Below are 23641 nucleotides of genomic sequence, written 5' to 3'. Positions count from 1 at the left end.
AGAAAAGTGTAACAACATTTTTTTTTGATCGTCTTATGAAGAATAATCTAACAAAAAACAAAATCATGAAAAAACTACTGCTTTTTTCCTTGGTGCTACTATTTATAGCTTGCAAAGAGGAAACCAAAACAGCAACAAAAGTTGCAGAAATGAAACCAGCTCCAAAAATTTCAGTAAAAGATTTTTTTAAAAATTCTGAAAAAAGATCGTATCGCCTATCTCCAAATGGTGAATATATAGCATACTTAGCTCCTTATAAAAATAGAATGAATATACATGTACAAAAGTTTGACAGTAATGATGCAATACGTGTTACAAGTGTTGAAGATCGTGATCTTTCTGGGTATTTTTGGGCAAATGACGATCGTCTAGTTTATATTAGAGATAAAGGCGGAAATGAAAATTTTCATCTTTTCGCTGTAAATAAGGATGGTACTAATGAAAAAGATTTAACTCCTTTTGATGGTGTACGTTCACAAGTTATTGATGCACTTGAAGATAATGAAGATGAAATGATTATTGGACTGAATAAAAGAATTCCGCAAGTATTTGATCCGTATCGCCTGAATATCAATACTGGAGAAATGGATTTGATTTATGAAAATCCTGGAAATATTACTGGTTGGCAAACTGATCACGATGGAAAATTGCGTTTGGCATATGTAACTAACGGTGTCGATAATACAATTATGTACAGATCTAGCGAAAGCGAACCATTTAAAGAAGTTATTACTACGAATTTTAAACAAAATTTAGCTCCTCAATTTTTTGATTTTGACAATGGAGATGTTGTGTATGCTGCTTCAAACTTAGGAAGAGATAAAGCTGCCATTGTAAAGTATGATTTGAAGGCAAATAAAGAAATTGAAGAAATTTTTATTGATAGCGAAGTTGATGTTGACGGAATTTCATATTCTTCTAAAAGAAAAGTACCTACATTTATTAGCTATACTAGAGCAAAGTTAAACAGAAAGTTTTTAGATAAAGACGCTGAGAATCTTTTCAAAATGTTAGAAGAAAAACTAGGTTCAGACCATGAATATTACATTAGTTCTAGCAATAGAAATGAAGATAAGTTTTTGATTTATGCTGGAAATGATAAAAGTAGAGGTGCTTATTATTATTATGATGCAAAAGCTAATAATTTAAAACACCTTGCTGATTTAAGTCCTTGGATTAATGCTGAGCATATGGCAGATATGAAACCTATCTCCTACACTTCTAGAGATGGACTTACGATTCATGGATATTTGACATTACCTATTGGTGTAGAAGCTAAGAATTTGCCTGTTGTTATCAATCCACATGGTGGACCTTGGGCAAGAGATAATTGGGGATTTAATCCAGAAGTACAGTTTTTAGCTAATAGAGGTTATGCCGTATTACAAATGAATTTTAGAGGTTCTACAGGATATGGTAGACAATTTTGGGAAAGTTCTTTTAAGAAATGGGGACAGGAAATGCAAAATGATATTACTGATGGCGTGCAATGGTTGATTAAAGAAGGAATTGCCGATAAAGAGCGTATTGCTATTTATGGTGGAAGTTATGGTGGTTATGCTACTTTGGCAGGAATTACGAATACGCCAGATTTATATGCAGCTGCTGTTGATTATGTTGGTGTTTCTAATTTGTTTACGTTCATGGAAACGATTCCTCCTTATTGGGAACCATACAAAAAAATGTTACATGAAATGGTTGGAGATCCGAGTACGAAAGACAGTATTATGATGAAAGCAAATAGTCCTGTGTTTCATGTAGATAAGATTAAAGCTGCCTTGTTTGTAGCACAAGGAGCAAATGACCCACGTGTGGTACAAGCTGAATCTGACCAAATGGTAGAAGCTTTAAAGAAAAATGGAGTTACTGTACAGTATATGTTGAAAGAGAATGAAGGTCACGGATTTAGAAATCAAGAGAATCGATTTGATTTTTATAATTCTATGATTGAGTTTTTGAATGAAAACATGAGTACGAAAGTAAAAGGATAGTTTTTAATGTATCAATTGACTTTTAACTGTATAAAAAAAGTGCTTCCGATAAAGAAGCACTTTTTTAGTTTTGTGTAATTACTTCATTATGAAATAGCTCTACTCTAAATTTAAGTATAATGAAAACATTTGATATTGAATGTTATTATAAAATAGTTAACATTCTAAATGAAATCCTACGGAAATGAAATTAAAAATTAGGCATAAAAAAAGCGCCTCGAACGAAGCGCTTTTTATTGATCATTATGTTTTTACTGTTTGATCTTTTTTGCTTTTTCATAGTTGAATAGATAATCAACATCCATTTCTTGAATTTTTCCAAGTTTTGATAAAGCTTGCATGTCAACATCTTTTTTGTTTCCAATCACCATTACATTGTATTGCTCACCTTTTATGTTTTCATTGAAGAATGTTTTTAAGTCTGCAAGTGTCATTTTCTCAATCGCTTTGTACATAGCTTCACGATGATCGTTATCAATTCCTAGTTTTTGAAGTCTTTCGTACGTCCAGAAAATGCTAGATTTTGTGATACGTTGTGCTGCTAATTTTTTCAAAGCAGCTTCTTTTGCAGCATTGAATTGCTCTTCAGCTTCAGGCATATCGTTCATTAATGCCATCATAGCATCAACAGCTTGTGGCATTTTGTTTGCTTGCGTTCCAATATATGCCATTACATAGTTAGAATCATTTTTGTCACTAGCTTCTGCATAATATGAATATGCCGAATACGCTAAAGATTTAGATTCTCTGATTTCCTGGAATACAATAGATGACAATCCGGCTCCGAAATATGAGTTGAATAAGCTTGATGCAGCCATATTTTCTGCTTTAAAAGGACTTCCTTTTGCTAAGAACATCATTTCAGCTTGTACCATATCGTAATCAACAAAGTATACATTTCCTCCTGTTTCTAACTCTGCATAGTCAATAGCTGTAGGATATTCTTTTAAATCATCAGCAACTTTATGGTGTTCATTTAAAGAAGCAACTGCAGCATCTACATCTTTTCCATAATAGAAAATACGCTGATCATAGTTTTTGAAATCTTTTACTAAGTCAACTAATTCTTGAGGATTCATTCCTTCTAATTCACTTCTACTGTATATATTTCTTAAACGAGAGTTTTCACCATATTTAGCATAACTCATTAAACCTCTTTGTAAAATACTTCCTTTACGTGTTTTAGAATCTTGTCTACCTTTAACAATCTGAGCAACATATTTATCGTATGCTTCTTGATTTGGCACAGCGTTGTTCCATAAGTGAGATAATAACTCTAATCCTTTTCCTAAGTTTTCTTTTAATCCGTTTAAACCAACATATGATTTTTCAGCACCAGTACTAACGTAATAGCTAATTCCTAATTTGTAGAATTCTTTCTTTAATTCTTCTGCTGAATACTTATCAGTTCCAAGATATTCCATATAGCCAACTCCTAAATCAAGCTTTTTGTCATTATCGCTTCCCATATCAAAAATGATATTCATATCAAATAAGTCATTTTGCTCATTTTCTATGTATGAAACTTTAATTCCATTTGCTAATTTAGTTTCTTTGATTGCTGTTTGATAATCAACAAATTTTGGTTTTAATGGCTCAGATTTTCTTGCATTAAATGCTTGAATGTACGCCGAACTCTTGTCTCTGTTTAATTTTACAGGAGTAATTCCTGGGTTTTCAACTTTTACAATATTATTATCAGCACCTTTACGCTTGTATGTTACTACATAGTTGTCTTTGTAGAACTTGTTAGCGAAATCTACTAATTCTTGTTTTGAAATTTTTCTTAATTCTTCTAAAAACTTCACTTGTCCAATCCAATCTTGGTGATGGATAAATGCATTGTAATATGCACCTGCTAAAGCAGTACTGCTTTCATATTGTTGAGTTTGACTCAATTTAAGATCATTGATTACAGCATCAATCATCCAATCATCAAATTCTCCTTTTTTAAGCTTTTCAATTTGCTCAAGTAATAAGTTTTTTACTTCGTCTAATGTTTGTCCTGCTTTTGGATATCCTCTAAGTGCATGGTATCCATAATCATTTAAAAATGTAGAAGAACTTCCAGCATACTGTACTAATTGTTTTTGATTTAAGTTTAAATCAATAATACCAGCGCTACCATTTGCAAGAATCATATCTACAAGTGTAACATATTTTTCATCTTTAGATTCTACTCCATTAGAGCGATATGCGATAGAAATGTTTTCAGCCGTTGGACCAAATACTTCTTTTACAATTGGAGATGTAATTGGCTCTTCTTTTGGTAATGTAGGATGCGTTACTTCTTTCTTCTCCATTTTACCGAAAGTATTGTCTACTTTCTGTATTGTTTCGTCAAAGTCAAAATCTCCAACCAATACCATTGCAATATTGTTTGGCACATAATATTTGTTAAAATAGTTATTGATATCTACTAATGAAGGATTTTTTAAATGTTCTGCAGTACCAATTGTTCTTTGTTGTCCGTAAGGGTGATTTGGAAATAAGCCTTCTAACATTGCGTAGTAAGATTTTCTTCCATCATTGTCTTGAGTTCTGTTAAATTCTTCAAATACAGCTTCTAATTCTGTATGAAATAAACGCAATACTAATTGACCAAAACGTTCGCTTTCTAGGCTTAACCACTTGTCAAGTTCGTTTGCAGGAATTTTATTTTTATAAACAGTTTCTTCAAACCAAGTGTGTGCATTCGTTCCTGTAGCTCCTAATGAGCTTGTCATTTTATCGTATTCGTTAGCAATACTATAGTTAGACGCTTCTAAAGAAACTTCGTCAATCTTTTTGTATATTTCTTTTTTCTTCTCAGGATCTGTTTCAGCTCTATGTTGTTCGTACAAGTCTGAAATTTGTTCTAAGTATACTTTTTCTTTTTCCCAATCAAGTGTTCCGATTTCGTCAGTTCCTTTAAATACCATGTGCTCTAAGTAGTGAGCCAAACCTGTAGATTCTTTAGGATCATAGTTAGAACCTGCTCTTACAGCAATATAAGTTTGAATTTTTGGTTCATCACTATTTTGGCTCAAATATACTTTTAAACCATTGTCTAGTGTATACAAACGTAATCCAGTAGGATCGTTTGATACGGTTTCATATGAAAAACCGTTTGCGTCTTTGTGTTGGGATACTGTGATTTCATTTGAAGCAGTATCTCCTTTTTTTTCACTACAACCTAGAATCGCAAGTGTACATACGATCAGCAGGAGAAGATTGATTCTTTTCATTATATTTTTTTGATTAGTTTATATAGTAAACGCTAAATTCATCATTATTATATATTTTATAACAAAAATTGACGGTTTTAACATTTTATTAATAATGCGCTATACGTCTAACTTATACTATAAAAGTTACATATAAAATGTTAATTTTTTAAACTTAATACTTTAACAATCTTTACCTTAAATTATATAGAGAAAAAGAACATAAAAAGCTATAAAATTAAAAAAGCGAACTTTTCAGTTCGCTTTTCCCTTTTTTCATGGTTAATTGATTATCTACAAATACCGACTGGTTGACAAGAAATACTTGGCGGACAAGCATCTGTTGGAGTTCCACAGTTATTTTGAGACCCACAATTATTTTGTGTTGGACAATTGTTTTGCGTACCACAATCGTCTGTATCTATTCCACAAATACCAAATGGCTGACATGAAATGGTAAACATTCCTCCTTTTACTCCATTTTGTTGTGCGAGATTAGAAATTGACTTTTTGTTTAATGATAAATTTGTAAGATTTCTTTTTTTCATGATTTTTGAGTTTTTGGTTTTATTACATGATAAAATTATAGATGAAACCTTTGTTTTAAAAGAAACTATACTAGGAATTTATAAATTATAAGCACTAAATAACTACTCAATGCTTTCATTTTTAATTATTTAGCCAAATACTTCGGGAAGCCAACGAAACATTAAACGGAAACAATTAAAAATACTTCAACACAAACGTCGGAGCATTTAAATCTCGATTATCGCGTAAAATAAAAAAGCGCATTATCATAATTTGACAATGCGCTCTATATTTTTTAAAAAGTGAGTTTTATCCCATCACTTCTGCTACTTTCTTTCCAATTTCTGCTGGAGAATCTACCACGTGAATTCCACATTCGCGCATAATTCTTTTCTTAGCTTCTGCTGTATCATCAGCTCCACCAACAATAGCTCCTGCATGTCCCATTGTTCTTCCTTTTGGTGCAGTTTCTCCTGCGATAAAACCAACAACTGGTTTTTTACTTCCGCTTTCTTTGTACCATTTAGCAGCATCCGCTTCTAATTGACCACCAATTTCACCAATCATAACCACACATTCAGTTTCTGAATCGTTGATTAATAATTCAACAGCTTCTTTTGTAGTTGTTCCAATAATTGGATCTCCACCAATACCGATAGCAGTTGTAATTCCTAATCCTTGTTTTACTACTTGGTCGGCAGCTTCATATGTTAATGTTCCTGATTTAGAAACGATTCCTACTTTTCCTTCTTTGAAAACAAATCCTGGCATAATTCCAACCTTTGCTTCTCCTGGCGTAATAACACCTGGACAGTTAGGACCTACTAAACGACAATCTTTGTTACTAATGTATGCAGCAACTTTTGTCATATCTGCAACTGGAATTCCTTCAGTAATTGTAATAATTACTTTGATTCCTGCATCAGCAGCTTCCATAATTGCATCAGCAGCAAATGCTGGCGGTACAAAAATAATTGTAGTATCAGCTCCAACTTTTTCAACAGCTTCAGTAACTGTATTGAAAACTGGTTTATCTAAGTGAGTTTGTCCACCTTTTCCTGGAGTAACACCACCAACTACGTTAGTTCCGTACTCAATCATTTGACTTGCATGAAATGTTCCTTCACTTCCTGTAAATCCTTGAACAATTATTTTTGAATCTTTGTTTACTAAAACGCTCATTTGATATTTGTTTTTTGGCTGAACAAAAATAGTTTTTTCTACAGTATTTGTAAAGTATTTTTTGAGATTTATCTATGAATTAATTTTTAGATTTTTTATTTCTTAAAAATTCGCAGAAATTCACTGAATACTTTTCTATAAAAATTACCTATTCGTTCAAATTTTCTATTTTCTTCATCAATTCTGGAATTTGACGAATTGACGCAATTTCTTTGTATTTTTTTCTAAAATCATCTGCTGGAGTTCCAAAATAGCTTTTTCCACCTTCTAGGCTTTTGCTCACACCAGACTGTGCTGAAATAACTGCCTTTGCTCCTATGGTGATTCCGCTAGTAATTCCTACTTGTCCCCAAATAGTAACTTCATCCTCAATAACAACACAACCAGCAATTCCAGTTTGTGAAGCAATTAAGCATTTTTTTCCAATCACTGTATCATGTCCAACATGTACTTGATTGTCTATTTTAGTTCCTTCTTTAATCGTAGTGTCACCTGTAACACCTTTATCAATAGTACATAAAGAGCCTAAGTCTACGTGATCTTCTAATACGACTCTTCCTCCAGAACGTAATTTATCAAATCCTTCAGGACGTTTTTTGTAATAGAATGCATCTGCTCCTAATACTGTTCCTGAGTGAATTATTACATTGTTTCCTATTACTGCATTGTCATAAATAGCTACGTTTGCATGAATGATACAATCATCACCAATAGTAACATTGTTTCCAATAAAACAGTTGGGTTGAATTACTGTGCGTTCTCCAATGGTTGCGGATGGTGCAATAGATGCTGAAGCACTAACAAATGGTCTAAAATGACCCGTAAGTGTATTGAAATCTCTAAAAGGATCATCAGAAATTAGCAATGCTTTTCCTTCTGGACATGCTACTTCTTTGTTGATTAACACAATTGTAGCTTTCGATTCTAAAGCTTTATCATAATACTTCGGGTGATCAACAAAAACGATATCACCAGCTTCTACCACATGTATTTCATTCATACCATGCACAGGAAATGAATCGTCACCAACGTATGGAGTATTGATGATTTCTGCAATTTCTTTGAGCGTATGTATTCGAGGGAATTTCATATAAATATAAGCATCAAAAAAAAGCGCAATGGTTAGTATTGCGCTTTTATATTTTTATTATTCTTTTATACGTTCCATGTAGGTACCTTTTTCAGTCTCTACTTTAATTTTATCACCTTCATTGATGAATAGAGGAACATTTACTCTTGCGCCAGTTTCTACTGTTGCAGGTTTTGTTGCATTGGTAGCAGTATTTCCTTTTACTCCTGGTTCTGTATGTGTAACTTCTAAGATAACGCTTGCTGGCATATCTACAGATAATGGCGCACTGTCTTCAGAATTGATTAAGATTTTTACATTTTCACCTTCTTTTAATAAATCTGGTGCATCTAGAGCCGTTTTTTGAAGTGTGATTTGGTTGTAATCTTGTGTGTTCATAAAATGAAACGTATCTCCATCACTATATAAGTATTGGAATGTATGTGTTTCTACACGAACATCATCAATTTTGTGACCCGCAGAAAATGTATTATCAATTACTTTCCCAGTTGTTACACTTTTTAGCTTTGTTCTTACAAACGCAGGTCCCTTACCAGGTTTTACGTGTAAAAATTCTATAATTTTAAAGATGTCGTGATTGTAACGAATGCATAATCCTTTGCGAATATCTGAAGTACTTGCCATTTTTTAATTTTTAATTTGATGTAATATATCCTTTCATGATACCTCTGTGAGAGTTTTTGATGAATTGTAAAATTTCATCGCGCTCCGTAGTGGCTTCCATTTCTGCTTCAATAATTTCGGCAGCTTGAGTATTGTTGTAATTTTTTTGGTAGAGAATTCTGAATATGTTTTGAATCTCTCGTATTTTTTCAGTTGTAAAACCACGTCTACGCAATCCAACTGAGTTGATTCCTACGTAAGATAATGGTTCTCGTGCTGCTTTTACATATGGCGGTACATCTTTACGAACGAGCGATCCACCAGTAACAAAAGCATGATTTCCAATAGAACAAAACTGATGTACAGCTGTCATTCCTGCAAGGATTACATGATCTCCAACGGTGATATGTCCTGCCAATGTACTGTTGTTAGAAAAAATACAGTTATCACCAACAATACAATCGTGAGCAACGTGGCAATATGCCATGATTAAGCAGTTTTTACCAATCTTCGTTTTCATACGATCAGAAGTTCCTTTGTTGATGGTAACACATTCACGGATTGTAGTATTGTCTCCTATTTCAGTTATTGTATCTTCACCTTGATATTTTAAATCTTGTGGTGGCGCAGATATAACAGCTCCTGGAAAGATATTACAATTTTTTCCGATTCGCGCTCCTTCCATGATGGTTACATTAGAACCTATCCAAGTTCCTTCTCCAATAATTACATTGTTATGAATTGTTGTAAAAGGCTCAACAACTACATTTTTTGCAATTTTTGCTCCTGGATGAACGTAAGCTAAAGGTTGATTCATCTACTAATTTTTAGTTATTTCTTTGATTTTACTCGATAATCGAGTCTAAAATACGCTGCCATTAACGTCAGCATACTTTTATTATTTTTTAAACACCTCAAAATATCTTACAAGATAATTTGTCTGTAGCAAAATACACATTTTTTTGAAAGTGTTATTTTTTTACAATGTCTTCTTCTTTTTTGCGTGCAATTTGCGCCATCAATTCTGCTTCGGCTACTAATTTACCATTCGCATACGCATAGGCTTGCATGTGACAGATACCTCTACGAATTGGCGTAATTAGATCTGCTTTGAATATTAAAGTATCACCTGGAACTACTTTTTGTTTGAACTTTACTTTATCAATTTTCATGAAGAAAGTTAGATAGTTCTCTGGATCTGGCACAGTACTTAGCACCAATATTCCACCTGTTTGCGCCATTGCTTCTACTTGCAATACACCAGGCATTACTGGCGCTCCAGGAAAGTGACCAACGAAAAACGGTTCGTTCATCGTTACATTTTTTACACCAACCACATGCGAATCTGACAATTCTAAAATCTTATCTACTAATAAGAATGGTGGTCTGTGTGGTAACATCGTCATGATTTCATTGATATCCATTAAAGGAGTTTTATGTAAATCGTATGTTGGTACTTTGTTACGCTTTTCTATTTTTATAATTTTAGACAGTTTTTTTGCAAACTGAGTGTTTACAAAGTGCCCTGGCTTATTTGCGATTACTTTTCCGCGGATGCGAGTTCCAACTAAAGCTAAATCTCCAACGACATCAAGTAATTTGTGTCGTGCAGCTTCGTTTGGATGATGTAATGTTAGATTGTCTAAGATTCCATTAGGTTTTACTGCAATGTTATCTTTTCCGAAAGCAACTCTTAGTTTATCCATTGTTTCTGGAGATAATTCTTTATCTACATATACAATAGCATTGTTTAAATCGCCACCTTTTATTAAACCGTGCTCTAACAACATTTCTAGTTCATGTAAGAAACTAAAAGTTCTTGAACTTGCGATGTCTTTTTTGAAGTCAGAAATATGTTTTAGCGTTGCATTTTGTGTTCCTAATACTTTCGTACCAAAGTCTACCATTGTTGTAACTTGATACTCATCAGAAGGAATGATTGTGATTTCACTACCTGTTTCTTCATCAATGTATGAAATAACATCTTTTACAATGTATTCTTCTCTAGGTTTTTCTTGCTCTACAATTCCTGCTTCTTCTAAAGCTTCTAGGAAAAATTTTGCTGAACCGTCCATAATTGGTGGTTCTGAAGCATCTAATTCAATGATCACATTGTCGATTTCTAAACCAACTAATGCAGCCAATACGTGTTCGCAAGTTTGAATTTTTACACCTCTTTTTTCTAAAACAGTTCCACGTTGTGTGTTTACAACATAATTTGCATCTGCTTCTATAACAGGACTTCCTTCAAGATCAACTCTTACAAAAGTATATCCATGATTTTCTGGTGCAGGTTTAAAAGTTAGTAATACTTCTTTCCCTGTGTGAAGTCCAACACCTCTAAGAGATATTTCTTTGGCGATGGTTGTTTGTTTAACAATAATCTCACTCATTGTTGTTTATTTTTTTTTCTAGTTGATTGATTGTTTTCGCGAGTTTTGGTAAGTTTTTAAAATACACGTACGATTTGTTGTAATCTCCGTAATTTAATGCTGGTGAACCTTGTAATGTTTCTCCATTCTTTACATTTCTTCCTATTCCAGACTGTGCTTGTATTTTTACATTGTCTCCAATAGTAATATGTCCAACAATTCCAACTTGTCCACCAATCATGCAGTTTTCTCCAATTTTGGTAGAACCTGCAATTCCTGTTTGTGCTGCAATTACTGTATTTTTTCCTATTTCGACGTTGTGTGCAATTTGTATTTGATTGTCGAGCTTTACTCCTTTTCGTATGATGGTAGAGCCTAATGTTGCTCTATCAATTGTAGTTCCGGCTCCAATATCTACATTTGCTTCCAAGATTACATTCCCTGTTTGCGGAACTTTTTGATATTCTCCTTTTTCATTCGGCGCAAAGCCAAATCCATCAGCACCAACAATAGCACCACTATGGATAACGCAGTTATCTCCAATTACTGATTCTGAGTAAATTTTAGCTCCGGCAAAAATAACGACATTGTTGCCAATCGTTACATTATCACCAATATATGCATTTGGATATACTTTTACATAATCACCAATTTTTACATTGTCTCCCATGTATGAGAATGCTCCAAAGTACAATTCTTTACCGTATTCCGCAGTTTCTGAAATAAAAGCTGGTTGTTCTATACCAACTTTATTCAGTTTCACTTTGTTGTAATATTCTAAAAGCTTTGAGAATGATTTGTATGCATCGTCTACCTTAATAAGTGTAGTCGTCAATTCTTCTTCTGCTGTAAATTCTTTATTTACGATGGTTATGGATGCACGTGTACTATATATGTACTGTGTATATTTTGGATTTGCTAAGAAAGTTAATGAACCTTCTATACCTTCTTCTATTTTAGAAAGTTTTGATACTTCAGTGTTTGGATCACCTACGATATCTCCTTCTAAAATACCTGCTATTTGTGTCGCTGTAAACTTCATTCCCGCAAAAGTATAAAAAAACTCCTAAAGTTTATCTTTTGGGTAACATATATAATATTTTGTTACTGGTTTTGAGAGTGCTTTAAGGTTTAATTGATCGGAAGCCTTGACAACATCTTGTATTTTTCCTGACTTCATTAAGATATGTATGTTTTGACTCGTCGTCTTGTATGCTTGATTGGATATTTCGCCCGAAAACACAAAGTATGCTGCTTCTGCTTCACTTAAGTTGTGTTTTTCGATCAAATTTTGTGTTTCACTCAGGAGTTTCTTGTTTGAAATCTTTTTGTTTTTGATTTTAATTTGCAACAAATCACGATTGATAATCATTTTACAGAGATTCGACAATACAAAATCATCTTCATTCATCCATTCTTTCATGGCAGAAACAATATCGTAATCATCCAACTTAGCAAATCGATCTAATACTTCGTAGTTGAAATCTTTACTAGATATTTCGTTTTCAATAAAGAAAGATAAAGCTGCACTTGCTTGAAGTTTTGTACCTTGCAATACGAGTTCTTTTGCTCGTTTCAACACTCTGATTAACAATTGTTCTGCAACTAAACTTGTTTTGTGCAGATATACTTGCCAATACATTAATCGTCTTGCAACCAAGAATTTTTCAACCGAATAAATTCCTTTTTCTTCAATAACTAATTCGTCATTTACCACACTTAACATGGTGATAATTCGTTCTGAATTAATGTTTCCTTCGGCAACACCTGTATAAAAACTATCACGTTTCAAATAATCGGCTCTATCCATATCAATTTGACCAGAAATGAGTTGATACATGAATTTTCTTGGATAATTTCCTTTGAATATTTCGATAGCAAGCGTTAAACTTCCGTTAAATTCTTTATTTAATTGCTCCATCAACAACAACGAAATCTCTTCATGATGTACGCTATTTACAATACTATGCTCCATGGCATGCGAAAAAGGTCCGTGACCAATATCGTGTAATAATATCGCAATAAGTAATGCTTGTTTTTCTTCTTCAGAAATGACAACACCTTTAAAACAAAGTACTTGTATTGCTTTTTGCATTAAATGCATACAACCTAACGCATGATGAAAACGTGTGTGATGCGCTCCAGGATATACCAAATATGACATTCCCATTTGTGAAATTCTGCGCAAGCGCTGAAAATATTTATGTTCGATCAAGTCGAAAATGAGCGGATTGGGAATTGTAATAAATCCGTAAATTGGGTCGTTTAAGATTTTAAGCTTATTTCTAGTATTCAACTTGTAAGTTTTTATACGTTTTTCAATAAGCACAAATATAAGTACATTAATAACACACCTTACTAATAATTTACTAAATAAAGATATACATGAGCGCATTCAAGATTCTTTGGGTTGATGATGAAATTGATTTATTAAAACCTCATATTCTCTTTTTGGAGAAAAAAAATTACAATGTAACTACTTGCACAAGCGGAACAGAAGCAATTGAAATGATTGATGAAGACCGTTATGATATTGTGTTTTTAGATGAAAATATGCCTGGTTTGACAGGAATTGAAACACTTTCTGAATTAAAAGCCAAACAGAATAACCTTCCTGTAGTAATGATTACTAAAAGTGAGGAAGAATATATTATGGAAGAAGCGATTGGTTCTAAAATTGCTGATTATTTGATAAAACCTGTAAATCCGAATCAGATTTTATTGAGTTTGAAGAAGAATTTAGACCATTCTCGATTGGTTTCTGAGAAAACTACTTCCAATTATCAGCAAGAGTTTCGTAAAATCGCTATGGATATGGCAATGGTAAACTCGATTGATGAATGGATTGAGTTATACCAAAAGTTAATTTATTGGGAATTACAATTGGAAGACATTGAAGATACAGGAATGTTTGAAATCCTTGAATCTCAAAAAAATGAAGCTAATGTGCAATTCGGAAAATTCATTGATAAAAATTATCCTGATTGGTTTGGTAATGAAGATGCGCCAATTATGTCACATACATTATTTAGAGAATTAGTAGTTCCTGAAATCAGCAAAGCACAACCAACATTGCTTGTCGTAGTTGATAATTTACGTTACGATCAATGGAAAGCTTTTGAACCTATTGTAAATACACATTATAAAAAAGAAAAAGAGATTCCGTTTGTAAGTATTTTACCAACAGCAACGCAATATGCTAGAAATGCTATCTTTTCTGGCTTGATGCCTTCTGATATGGAAAAATTACATCCAGAGTATTGGAAGAATGACACTGATGAAGGTGGAAAGAATTTACATGAAGACGATTTCTTAAAAGCACAACTAAAGCGTTTAGGCCTTAATATCAAGCATGAATATCATAAAATTACCAGCTTAAAAGGCGGTAGAAAGCTCGCAGATAACTTTAAATCTCAAAAAGACAATGACTTAACCGTTGTTGTGTACAACTTCGTAGACATGCTCTCACATGCCAAAACAGAGATGGAAGTAGTAAAAGAATTGGCTTCTAATGACAAAGCCTATCGTTCTTTGACGCAAAGTTGGTTTAAAAACTCACCTTTATTGGATATCATTCAGCAATCGCAACGTTTAGGTTTTAAATTAATCATTACGACCGATCACGGAACCATTAACGTAAAACATCCATCAAAAGTAGTTGGAGATAAAAACACAAGTTTAAACTTACGTTATAAAACTGGAAGAAGCTTAACATATGAGCAAAAAGATGTATTAGCTGCTAAAGATCCGAGAACCATTCATTTACCAGCAATTAACATGAGTAGTTCATTCATTTTTGCAAAGACAGATTTATTCTTCGCTTATCCAAATAATTACAATCATTATGTAAGTTATTACAGAAATACCTACCAACATGGTGGTGTATCTTTAGAAGAAATGATTATTCCGTTTGCCGTTTTATCGCCAAAATAATATCATAAACAGGCGCTCAACAAGTGATTTTATAAGCTTTTGGAGATTTTTTGTACATTTGGGAAAAAGCCTCAAAAATAAAATACTTGTGCAAAAAGAATATAATCTCTCGCAAATTGATGAGATAGCTACGGCTATTTTAACGCAATCTAAACACAAAATAATTGCTTTTCATGGTGAAATGGGCGTTGGAAAAACAACACTTATAAAAGTTTTGGCAAAGCAATTAGGTGTAAATGAACTTACTAGTAGTCCGACGTTTTCAATTGTAAATGAATATCACACCACCAATGACGTGCTATATCATTTTGATTGTTACCGAATGGAAGACGAAGTTGAAGCCTATGACATTGGCATTGAAGATTACTTATACAGTGATGCTTGGTGCTTTATAGAATGGCCTGAACGCATTCAAAATTTGCTACCAGAAGAGATTACAGAGGTGAACATCAAAAAGATTAATGAGCAATTACGTTCAATTCACCTAAAAAATTGAGCACTTTAGCGAAAAACGATAACTATAACCTAAGAATAAACCGAAAAGACTGACAAATAAATGACTTTTGTAGTATATTGAATGAAAATTCTTATAAATACTAAAAAAGAGAAAAATTGATAAAAATACATAGAAAATAAAATATGGTAATTTCCTAAAAATCATTTGGTTAAATGGATAAGTTTGCATCATCGTAAAACTAAAACCTAAAACAAAATGAAATTAAGAAATTATGTATTCGCAGCAGTAGTATTAGCATCAGTAACATTTGTGTCTTGTAACCCAGATAGCATTGCAGACGAAGATAACCCATACCAAACAGAAGAAGGAATCGACAGAGAAAAAGTTAGAAGACCAGGTCAGATCGGAAACTAAGAAAACTAAATTCCATTCAAATATTGTTTTTAATACAATTGTTGCTTTATTAATAGCTATAACCCCATATTTATTTCAATTATATGAATATGCTCCCGAAGCAGATAAATGGGAGACTGCTTTTTTCACTATAGATAGTAGAAACTACATAGAAGTCAAAACCTTTATATGGGTCGTACTAAATAAAGCAATACCTCTTTTATTAATGATTATTTGGTTTTTTACATGCAATAAATGGTGGTACCATGTAATTCTAATACCAATGTTTATGTTCGGATTCCAATTATTTGGAGCTATAGAAAACAAATCAAGTATTTTAGATGTAGTTGAAATTTATTGGCTAATACCAATCATGATGATCATTATACCATTTGTGTATTTTATAAGGATAAGGTTAATGGATAAACTAGTATATGGGATTGACTTGAAAAAAATTGATGCTGAATTAGAAGAATATAAACGTAAAGAAAAAGAACAACAAAATTTAGTCTCAGAAACTCAAAAACAATAAGTTCATTGAAATAAAATAATATACTATTTTCTACGTATTTTGTTAAAATTAAGTAAAACTAGCAAAAATACGTAGAAAATATATTATGCTTTTTTTAAAGGTAAGATTTGGATAATCAATAAGTTTGACCCATCGTTAAACTAAATAATCTAAATTAAAATGAAAACTAAATTCTACCTTTACCTATTAGCAGCCGTATCATCAATTTTATTTGTATCTTGTAATCCAGATAGCATTGCTGATGAAGACAACCCATACGAAACAGAACAAGGAATTGACAGAGGAAAATTCAAAAAAGGGGATATCGGTTAAGAAAAAAATTTTTTTTGACACCCTAATTGTTATACTCATAGCTATCTCTCCATTTATTGCTTATTCATATTTAGCTGCTCCGCAAGGTGAAAAATGGGAAACTCCTTTTTTTACTTTAACTAAAAATGGATTTTCAAGTTTAGATGTAGCTGTTTGGATTTATGTAGGCAAGCTAGTTCCGTTATATCTTATGATCTTTTGGTTTATAACATGTAAGCATTGGTGGTATCACATAATATTAGTACCTATTACACTATACGCCTTTCAGTTATTTACAGTTTTAAATAAGACATCAAAAATGATTGACGAGAATGAAAGTATTTGGGTTATAGTAGTTCTAATGGTGATAGCCCCAATTGTATACATACTAAGACTACGACTATATGACAGATTAGTTCTAGGTATAGATCTAAAGAAAATAGAAGCTGAATTGGACGAGTACAATAGAAAAGAAAAAGAAGTTGAAAATAAATTAAAAATTAAATAATTACGTATATTCGCGAAAATACTTACGTAAAAAATACAAAAAATACCAAATTCTACGACTTTTGCTAGTTATACCCAAAACTAGCAAAAGTACGCAGAAAATATATATACCTATTTTTCTGATAATTAGTTGGTTATTACATAAGTTTGCCCCATCGTTAAACTAAATAACCTAAATTAATCAGATGAAAACTAAATTTTACTTTTACTTACTAGCCGCTTTTTCAACAATATTATTTGTATCTTGTAACCCAGACAGTATTGCTGATGAAGACAATCCATACGAAACAGAACAAACAATTGACCCACAAAAAATCAAAAAGCCTAGTCACGAGTAGTATCGTTGCTGTACTTGTAGCAATATCACCATATATATTTTATTCATATCAAAGTCTCCCTGAAACTAATATCTGGGAGACTCCTTTTTTTACATTTAAAAGTAACTATCAAGAAAATGTTAATTTATTTGGATGGCTATTAATGCAAAAAATTGTTCCATTTTTTCTACTCATTCTATGGTTTTTTACTTCAAGAGATTGGTGGTATCATGTCATATTAATACCGATTGCCATGTATGCATTTCAAATACTAAATGTAATAAATGACGAAACCATAAATAATGAAAAGAAATATATTGACGAAGTTGAGATTTATTATGTGATCCCTATAATGATGATCATTATTCCTATTGTATATTTCATTAGAATTAAGCTATTTGACAAATACGTATATGGAATTGATTTAGCAAAAATGGACGCTGAACTCGCTGAATACGAACGAAAAGAAAAAGAAATGCTAGAAGGAAACAAATAGTATTTTTTTACTTCATTTTTATTTGTAACTTCATGTTTTAATCAATAGTAATGCTTCATGGCAGAATCTTTATCACCTTTCACCAAACAACAATTACTTCCACAAGAAGAAACGCTGGAAATTATAAAAAGTAAGAAGGAGTTATTTATAGGAATTCCTAAAGAAACATCGTATCAAGAGAAACGAGTTTGCCTAACTCCAGACGCCGTTGCAGCCATCGTTGCACACGGACATCGTGTTTTGATAGAAAGTTGCGCCGGAAAAGAAGCTAATTTTTTAGATAAAGAATATACTGAAGCTGGCGCAGAAATTACAAATGATACTCAAAAAGTATTCTCCTGCCCTATTATTCTTAAAGTTGAACCACCAACTTTAGATGAATTAAAACTATTGAATCCACAAACGATTTTAATTTCAGCACTACAAATAAAAACACGCTCTAAAAAGTATTTTGAAGCTTTAGCCAGTAAACGAGTTACCGCACTTGCTTTTGAGTATATAAAAGATGATGATGGAACGTATCCTGCTGTACGATCTTTGAGTGAAATTGCAGGAACTTCTTCTGTACTAATCGCTTCAGAAATTATGGCAAATGTAAATGAAGGAAACGGATTGATGCTTGGAAATATCAGTGGAGTTCCGCCTGCTGAAGTTGTTATTATTGGTGCAGGAACCGTTGGAGAATTTGCAGCACGTTCTGCTCTTGGACTTGGTGCTAATATTAAAGTTTTTGATAATTCTATTACAAAACTTCGTTGCATACAAACCAGTTTAGGAAGACCTGTGTACACTTCTACAATTCAGCCAAAGAATTTACTGAAAGCCCTAAAACGTTGCGATGTTTTAATTGGTGCTGTACGTGGCAAAAACCGTTCTCCAATTTTGGTAACAGAAACCATGGTAGAGCATATGAAAAAAGGAGCTGTCATTATTGATGTGAGCATTGATATGGGCGGATGCATTGAAACTAGCGAGATTACTTCTCATGACAAGCCAACGTTTACAAAGCATGGCGTAATTCATTATTGCGTTCCTAACATCCCAGCAAGATACTCCAGAACAGCCTCAGTATCAATTAGTAACATATTCACTCCGTATCTTTTAAAAATTGCAGAAGATGGCGGATTAGAAAATTCTTTGCGTTTTGACAAAGGATTGAAAAATGGGTTGTACTTTTACCACGGCGTTTTAACAAATAAATCAGTAGCAGATTGGTTTGATTTACCGTACAGAGATATAAATTTATTAATTTTTTAGTATGAATAGTAGTCTTTTAAGACGTATTGGATTTTATTTAGGCGGCGTTGCGATAGGATTGGTGATTTTTGCTTTTTTAATTCGTGGTCGTGGAGTGAAATGTGAGTTTGACTACCTACCAAACGCTCGTACCTTAAAAAATATTCGTATTAAAAATCGTATGTTTTCTCCTCAAATACGTCAATTGATTGATAATAAAGAGATCGATACCGCCGAAATTTCAAATATTCTTAAATATGGAGATGTCGATTTTTCAAGAAGTAAAGCCAAAGTTGATTCTTGCAAATTATATGTTATTGAAGGAATGCTTCGAAATAAAGAAATTGAATTAACGGTACATAATTGCGACAGCACAGCTATTATTAAAACGATTCAAGTGGTTGATAATTAGAGTTTACTTCTTTAAATTCCCGTAAATATCTAATTCCACAGCTTCGCCTTTTCCGAATTGACTTACTTCTTTTAGTTGCGTTTCTTTATCACCAACAACTAAATAAAACATATCTGATTCTTGAATATGATCTTTGATGATATTTTGAAAATCATCTAATGTCATATCTACAAGCTCTTTTTGCTCAGTTTCCAAATAATCAAACTTCTTATTATATCTACTTATCTGTCTAAGAATAGCTAATTTATCATTTAAACTTTCGTAATCTTTTGCACTACTTTTCAAGATTTTATTCTTTGTAATTGCTACTTCAGCTTCGTTAAAATCTTTAGCATAATCACCAACTAAATTTTCAATAATTTTTAAAGATGGTAATGTTGCATTTGCACGTACACTTGTTTGAACTACAAAAGGTGCTTTTTCCTTTAAACTTTGCACATACGAATAGGCTCCATATGTATATCCTTTTTCAATACGCAAGGTTTGAAACAATCGTCCGCTAGATCCTCCGCCCAGAATTTGATTTGTATATTCTAAATTATTATACATCGGATCGCCTTCAGAGATCGCTAATTTTCCTGCATAAATCACAGATTGCTTTGCTCCTGGAAAATCAATAAAGAATAACTTTCCTGCTTTATCTTGCTTAGGCAATGAATAAGAAGGCATTGCTACTACTTTTGATTCCCAATTTTTCCCAAGATTATCAAGCGCTTTCAACGCATTTGATTCTTTTACAGCGCCAACAACATGAATATTTGCAAGACTTGCTGATATGTTTTTATTGTAAAATTCTTTTAAATCATCTAATGAAAACGTTGAAATCGTTTCCGTAGTACCAATAATTGGAAGTCCTAAAATATGTTTTTCACCATAAATTAGTTTTCTAAATGACTGATAAGCAATAGTTCTTGGATTTGCTTCTCTTCCTTTTAAGCTAGTTAAGAGTTCTTTTTTTAATCGTTTGTACTCTGATTCATCCCAACGTGGATTTAATAGAATTTCTTCTACTAACGCAATTGTTTCTTCAAAGTTTTTAGACAAACAACTTCCAGAAATCACCATACTTTCATCTCTAGTTCCAATATTAATAGTAGCTCCAAGTAATTCAATTGCTTCTTCTAACTCTGATGAAGTTTTGGATGCTGTTCCTTCTTTCATCAATCTTCCTAATAAGGTAGCCAAACCAGCTTTTCCTTCCGGATCTAAATAATGCCCTCCATCTATCGTAATTGAAAAAGAAACTAATGGCACTTCATTATTTTCAATTCCATACACGTTAATTCCATTTGCCAATTGACTTTTCCAAATTTCTGGAGATTTAAACAAAGGTAATTCTCCAAATTCTGGTTCAGATCGGTCGTGTTTTGTTACTGTTTTTTCATATTGCGCTTCAGCTCCTTGCCCTACTTCTTCATTAGCTTTCCCCTGAACAATTTCTTCCTGATATACTTCTGCTTTATCAGCATTTTTCATCACTAAATCCGTTTGTCCTTTTGGTACAAATGAAGTCATTACATAGTTTTTCCCTTTTATGTATTTGTTATAGACACGAATTACATCATCTTTCGTTACTTTATTGGTATACTCAGCTTCTTTGATAACATGCGCAGGATCTTTCGCATACACATTTCCATTTGCCAAAGCAAACGCTTTATTCATTACAGATTCAGTACCAAAATACAATTGAACTTCTTGCTGCGCTTTGATACGAGTCAACTGTGCTTCATCAAAGTTTTCTTCAAAGTTTTTCAATCCATTGTCTAAAGCTTCTTTTACCAAATTCAAATCAATTCCTGCATTTGCTCTGATTCTAAATGTAAATTCTCCCGCCAACTCGCTACTAGAATTGTATGAAGAAACTCTAGGCGCTAGTTTTTTATCCGTTACAATTTCTTTATAGAGAGGAGATTTTTTGCTTCCGCTGAGCATTTGCCCTAAAATATCTAAAGCATATTGATCTTTATGAAACATTTCTACCGTTGGAAAAACCACACGTAGTTCAGGAAGTTTTGCAAAGTTATCTTCAAAATATAATGACTTCGTCTCAGCTAATGTTACTGGCATCGGTTTTAAATCAGCAACTTCATTTCCTCTTTTTATTTCGCCAAACCATTTTTTTACAGCTTTCTTCGTTTCTGAAATATCAATATCACCTGCAATCACCAAAGTTGCATTGTTTGGACCATAATATGTGTTGTAGAATTCTTTTACATCTTCTAGTGTAGCAGCTTGTAAATCTGGCAAGGAACCAATTACTGTCCAATTGTAAGGATGATCTTTAGGATATAAATTTGCTCTTATTATTTCTGAAGTAAAACCATAAGGAACATTATCATAGTTTTGACGTTTTTCGTTTTTTACTACTTGTTTTTCACGTTCTAAAGCTTCAGTGGTTACTGTATTAATCATATAACCCAATCGATCAGAATCAATCCATAAGATTTTTTCAAAAGCATCTTTTGGCACTACTTCGTAATAAATTGTTCCATCAGACCATGTTCCTCCATTTCGGCTTCCACCCCATTCTGGAATTACTTTTCTGTTAGAACCTCTTGGTACATTTTCAGAATCATTGAATGCCATGTGTTCAAAAAAGTGTGCAAAACCTGTTTTTCCAGGTTTTTCCCTATTAGAACCTACATGCATTAATGTAGCCACTGCCACCATAGGATCTGAATGATCTTCATGTAAAACTACTTCTAAACCATTATCAAGTGTAAACTTCTCATATTCTAATGAAAACTTAGACGTAGTTTCTTGTGTTTTCTCTGCTTCATTTTTTTCACATGACACTATTACCATCGCACAGAAAGCGAATAATAGCCGGTTAAAGTAATTGGTTTTCATGGTTATTTTTAGGTTATTGATTGGTGATTGAAAATACAACTAAGCAACTACAGTTTCCTTCTTTTCTTCTCTTGTTTTAGCAAACTTAATTCCCTTGAAGTTTGTCCTGCAACAGATGTATTTTCTTCTGCTCTTCTAATTAAATAAGGCATCACATCTCTTACGGGACCAAAAGGTAAGTATTTTGCTACATTATACCCAACATTTGCTAAATTAAAACTGATATGATCACTCATTCCATATAACTGACCAAACCATACACGCTTGTCATTATTAGCAACTTGCTTTTCTTTCATGATTTTAGCTACTTTATATGAGCTTTCTTCATTGTGCGTACCTGCAAAAACTGCCATACAATCCAAATGGTCTAACATATATGAAACTCCTGCATCAAAGTTTTCATCAGTAGCTTGTTTAGATATACAAATAGGAGAAGTATATCCTTGTTCTTTAGCTCTGTTATTTTCTTTTTCCATGTAAGCTCCTCGCACTAGCTTCATTCCAACATGAAAACCTTGTGCCTTGGCGTCTATGTGAAGTTGTTTTAAGTAATCTAATCGATCCCAACGATACATTTGCAATGTGTTGTAAACAATTGCTTTCTCCTTGTTGTATTTTCGCATCATGTCAGCTACAATGTCATCTGCAGCATCTTGCATCCAACTTTCTTCACCATCAATCAACAAAGCTACATCCATGTCGTGTGCTTTTTTGCATACTGTATCAAAACGAAGCAACACTCTTTCCCACTCTTCTTCCTCTTCAGCAGTTAATGTTTCTTGATTCCCAACTTTTTCATACAAATCAATTCTACCAAATCCAGTTGGTTTGAAAACTGCAAACGGAATGGCGTCTTTTTCTTTTACAAAGTTTAGAATTTTTAAGATTTTTTCTAGTGTTGCATCAAACTGCGCTTCTTCTTGTTTTCCTTCTACAGAATAATCAAGTACGCTACACACACCTTTTTCAAACATTTTGTCCACCACAGGAAGACATTCTTCTTCTGTAGTTCCTCCACAGAAATGATCGAAAACAGTAGCTCTAATCAAGCTTTCTACTGGCAAATGCGCTTTTATAGCAAAATTAGTGACTGCAGTTCCGATACGAACTAGCGGTTGATTTGCGATTAATTTAAATAAAAAGTATGCTCTTTCAAGCTGAGAATCTGTTTTTAAAGCAAAAGCATTCTCTGTGTTGTCAAAAATAGGATCCATTTTATAAATAATTACTTTCACAAATATAGTT

General features: G+C 32.8%; 22 protein-coding genes. 11 read left to right on the top strand and 11 right to left on the bottom strand.

What is annotated here, in order from left to right; genetic code table 11:
- Positions 1 to 65: 65 nt before the first annotated feature.
- Positions 66 to 1991, top strand: a complete 1926-nt coding sequence (locus ACOQOS_RS02550; protein ID WP_420573392.1) for a S9 family peptidase — start codon at positions 66 to 68, stop codon at positions 1989 to 1991.
- Between the two features lie 251 nt (positions 1992 to 2242).
- Here the strand turns inward: ACOQOS_RS02550 and ACOQOS_RS02545 are convergent, their stop codons facing one another.
- The 9 genes from ACOQOS_RS02545 to ACOQOS_RS02505 all read right to left on the bottom strand — a co-directional run bounded on the left by ACOQOS_RS02545 (position 2243) and on the right by ACOQOS_RS02505 (position 13268).
- Complete coding sequence (locus tag ACOQOS_RS02545) at positions 2243 to 5218, bottom strand: M16 family metallopeptidase (RefSeq protein ID WP_420573391.1); 2976 nt, start codon at positions 5216 to 5218, stop codon at positions 2243 to 2245.
- A 269-nt stretch (positions 5219 to 5487) separates the two neighbouring features.
- Positions 5488 to 5745, bottom strand: coding sequence for a hypothetical protein (locus ACOQOS_RS02540; RefSeq protein WP_420573390.1), 258 nt, complete (start codon positions 5743 to 5745; stop codon positions 5488 to 5490).
- Between the two features lie 289 nt (positions 5746 to 6034).
- The gene (sucD, locus tag ACOQOS_RS02535; RefSeq protein WP_420573389.1) at positions 6035 to 6907 is read right to left on the bottom strand and encodes a succinate--CoA ligase subunit alpha; all 873 of its coding nucleotides are present in this window, start codon (positions 6905 to 6907) and stop codon (positions 6035 to 6037) included.
- A gap of 148 nt (positions 6908 to 7055) precedes the next feature.
- A complete protein-coding gene (locus ACOQOS_RS02530; RefSeq protein WP_420573388.1) occupies positions 7056 to 7997 on the bottom strand; it encodes a UDP-3-O-(3-hydroxymyristoyl)glucosamine N-acyltransferase in 942 nt (313 codons plus the stop codon).
- Positions 7998 to 8054: 57 nt separating this feature from the next.
- Positions 8055 to 8621 carry an elongation factor P gene (gene efp, locus ACOQOS_RS02525; protein ID WP_420573387.1) on the bottom strand — a complete coding sequence of 189 codons (567 nt, stop codon included), beginning with the start codon at positions 8619 to 8621 and terminating at the stop codon, positions 8055 to 8057.
- Between the two features lie 10 nt (positions 8622 to 8631).
- Entirely contained in the window at positions 8632 to 9417 is a 786-nt protein-coding gene (gene lpxA, locus ACOQOS_RS02520) for an acyl-ACP--UDP-N-acetylglucosamine O-acyltransferase (protein WP_420573386.1), read from the bottom strand.
- Positions 9418 to 9571: 154 nt separating this feature from the next.
- On the bottom strand, positions 9572 to 10993 hold the full coding sequence (locus tag ACOQOS_RS02515; protein ID WP_420573385.1) for a bifunctional UDP-3-O-[3-hydroxymyristoyl] N-acetylglucosamine deacetylase/3-hydroxyacyl-ACP dehydratase: 1422 nt from the start codon (positions 10991 to 10993) through the stop codon (positions 9572 to 9574).
- On the bottom strand, positions 10986 to 12014 hold the full coding sequence (lpxD, locus tag ACOQOS_RS02510; RefSeq protein WP_420573384.1) for a UDP-3-O-(3-hydroxymyristoyl)glucosamine N-acyltransferase: 1029 nt from the start codon (positions 12012 to 12014) through the stop codon (positions 10986 to 10988). Before lpxD ends, ACOQOS_RS02515 begins: the two co-directional genes overlap by 8 nt.
- 24 nt (positions 12015 to 12038) lie before the next feature.
- Complete coding sequence (locus ACOQOS_RS02505; protein WP_420573383.1) at positions 12039 to 13268, bottom strand: HD domain-containing protein; 1230 nt, start codon at positions 13266 to 13268, stop codon at positions 12039 to 12041.
- Between the two features lie 89 nt (positions 13269 to 13357).
- Between ACOQOS_RS02505 and ACOQOS_RS02500 the strand changes: the two genes are divergently transcribed.
- The 10 genes from ACOQOS_RS02500 to ACOQOS_RS02455 all read left to right on the top strand — a co-directional run bounded on the left by ACOQOS_RS02500 (position 13358) and on the right by ACOQOS_RS02455 (position 19546).
- Complete coding sequence (locus ACOQOS_RS02500) at positions 13358 to 14905, top strand: response regulator (protein ID WP_420573382.1); 1548 nt, start codon at positions 13358 to 13360, stop codon at positions 14903 to 14905.
- A gap of 88 nt (positions 14906 to 14993) precedes the next feature.
- Entirely contained in the window at positions 14994 to 15401 is a 408-nt protein-coding gene (tsaE, locus tag ACOQOS_RS02495; RefSeq protein WP_420573381.1) for a tRNA (adenosine(37)-N6)-threonylcarbamoyltransferase complex ATPase subunit type 1 TsaE, read from the top strand.
- Positions 15402 to 15617: 216 nt separating this feature from the next.
- Positions 15618 to 15776 carry a hypothetical protein gene (locus ACOQOS_RS02490; RefSeq protein WP_420573380.1) on the top strand — a complete coding sequence of 53 codons (159 nt, stop codon included), beginning with the start codon at positions 15618 to 15620 and terminating at the stop codon, positions 15774 to 15776.
- Between the two features lie 268 nt (positions 15777 to 16044).
- On the top strand, positions 16045 to 16287 hold the full coding sequence (locus ACOQOS_RS02485; RefSeq protein WP_420573379.1) for a hypothetical protein: 243 nt from the start codon (positions 16045 to 16047) through the stop codon (positions 16285 to 16287).
- 159 nt (positions 16288 to 16446) lie between these two features.
- Positions 16447 to 16599 carry a hypothetical protein gene (locus ACOQOS_RS02480; RefSeq protein ID WP_420573378.1) on the top strand — a complete coding sequence of 51 codons (153 nt, stop codon included), beginning with the start codon at positions 16447 to 16449 and terminating at the stop codon, positions 16597 to 16599.
- Complete coding sequence (locus ACOQOS_RS02475; RefSeq protein WP_420573377.1) at positions 16562 to 17086, top strand: hypothetical protein; 525 nt, start codon at positions 16562 to 16564, stop codon at positions 17084 to 17086. Before ACOQOS_RS02480 ends, ACOQOS_RS02475 begins: the two co-directional genes overlap by 38 nt.
- A 184-nt stretch (positions 17087 to 17270) precedes the next feature.
- Positions 17271 to 17423 carry a hypothetical protein gene (locus ACOQOS_RS02470; RefSeq protein ID WP_420573376.1) on the top strand — a complete coding sequence of 51 codons (153 nt, stop codon included), beginning with the start codon at positions 17271 to 17273 and terminating at the stop codon, positions 17421 to 17423.
- Between the two features lie 142 nt (positions 17424 to 17565).
- Positions 17566 to 17898 carry a hypothetical protein gene (locus ACOQOS_RS02465; protein WP_420573375.1) on the top strand — a complete coding sequence of 111 codons (333 nt, stop codon included), beginning with the start codon at positions 17566 to 17568 and terminating at the stop codon, positions 17896 to 17898.
- A 57-nt stretch (positions 17899 to 17955) separates the two neighbouring features.
- A complete protein-coding gene (locus ACOQOS_RS02460) occupies positions 17956 to 19155 on the top strand; it encodes an alanine dehydrogenase (RefSeq protein WP_420573374.1) in 1200 nt (399 codons plus the stop codon).
- A 1-nt stretch (position 19156) separates the two neighbouring features.
- On the top strand, positions 19157 to 19546 hold the full coding sequence (locus tag ACOQOS_RS02455; protein WP_420573373.1) for a hypothetical protein: 390 nt from the start codon (positions 19157 to 19159) through the stop codon (positions 19544 to 19546).
- Positions 19547 to 19549: 3 nt separating this feature from the next.
- Here ACOQOS_RS02455 and ACOQOS_RS02450 read toward each other — a convergent pair whose 3' ends face one another.
- Positions 19550 to 22351, bottom strand: a complete 2802-nt coding sequence (locus tag ACOQOS_RS02450; protein ID WP_420573372.1) for a M16 family metallopeptidase — start codon at positions 22349 to 22351, stop codon at positions 19550 to 19552.
- A 92-nt stretch (positions 22352 to 22443) separates the two neighbouring features.
- Complete coding sequence (locus tag ACOQOS_RS02445) at positions 22444 to 23610, bottom strand: proline dehydrogenase family protein (protein ID WP_420575123.1); 1167 nt, start codon at positions 23608 to 23610, stop codon at positions 22444 to 22446.
- Positions 23611 to 23641 lie beyond the last annotated feature (31 nt).

This window comes from Kordia sp. (genome assembly GCF_965224175.1).
GTDB lineage: Bacteria > Bacteroidota > Bacteroidia > Flavobacteriales > Flavobacteriaceae > Kordia.
This window is presented reverse-complemented; position numbering and strand designations above follow the sequence as displayed.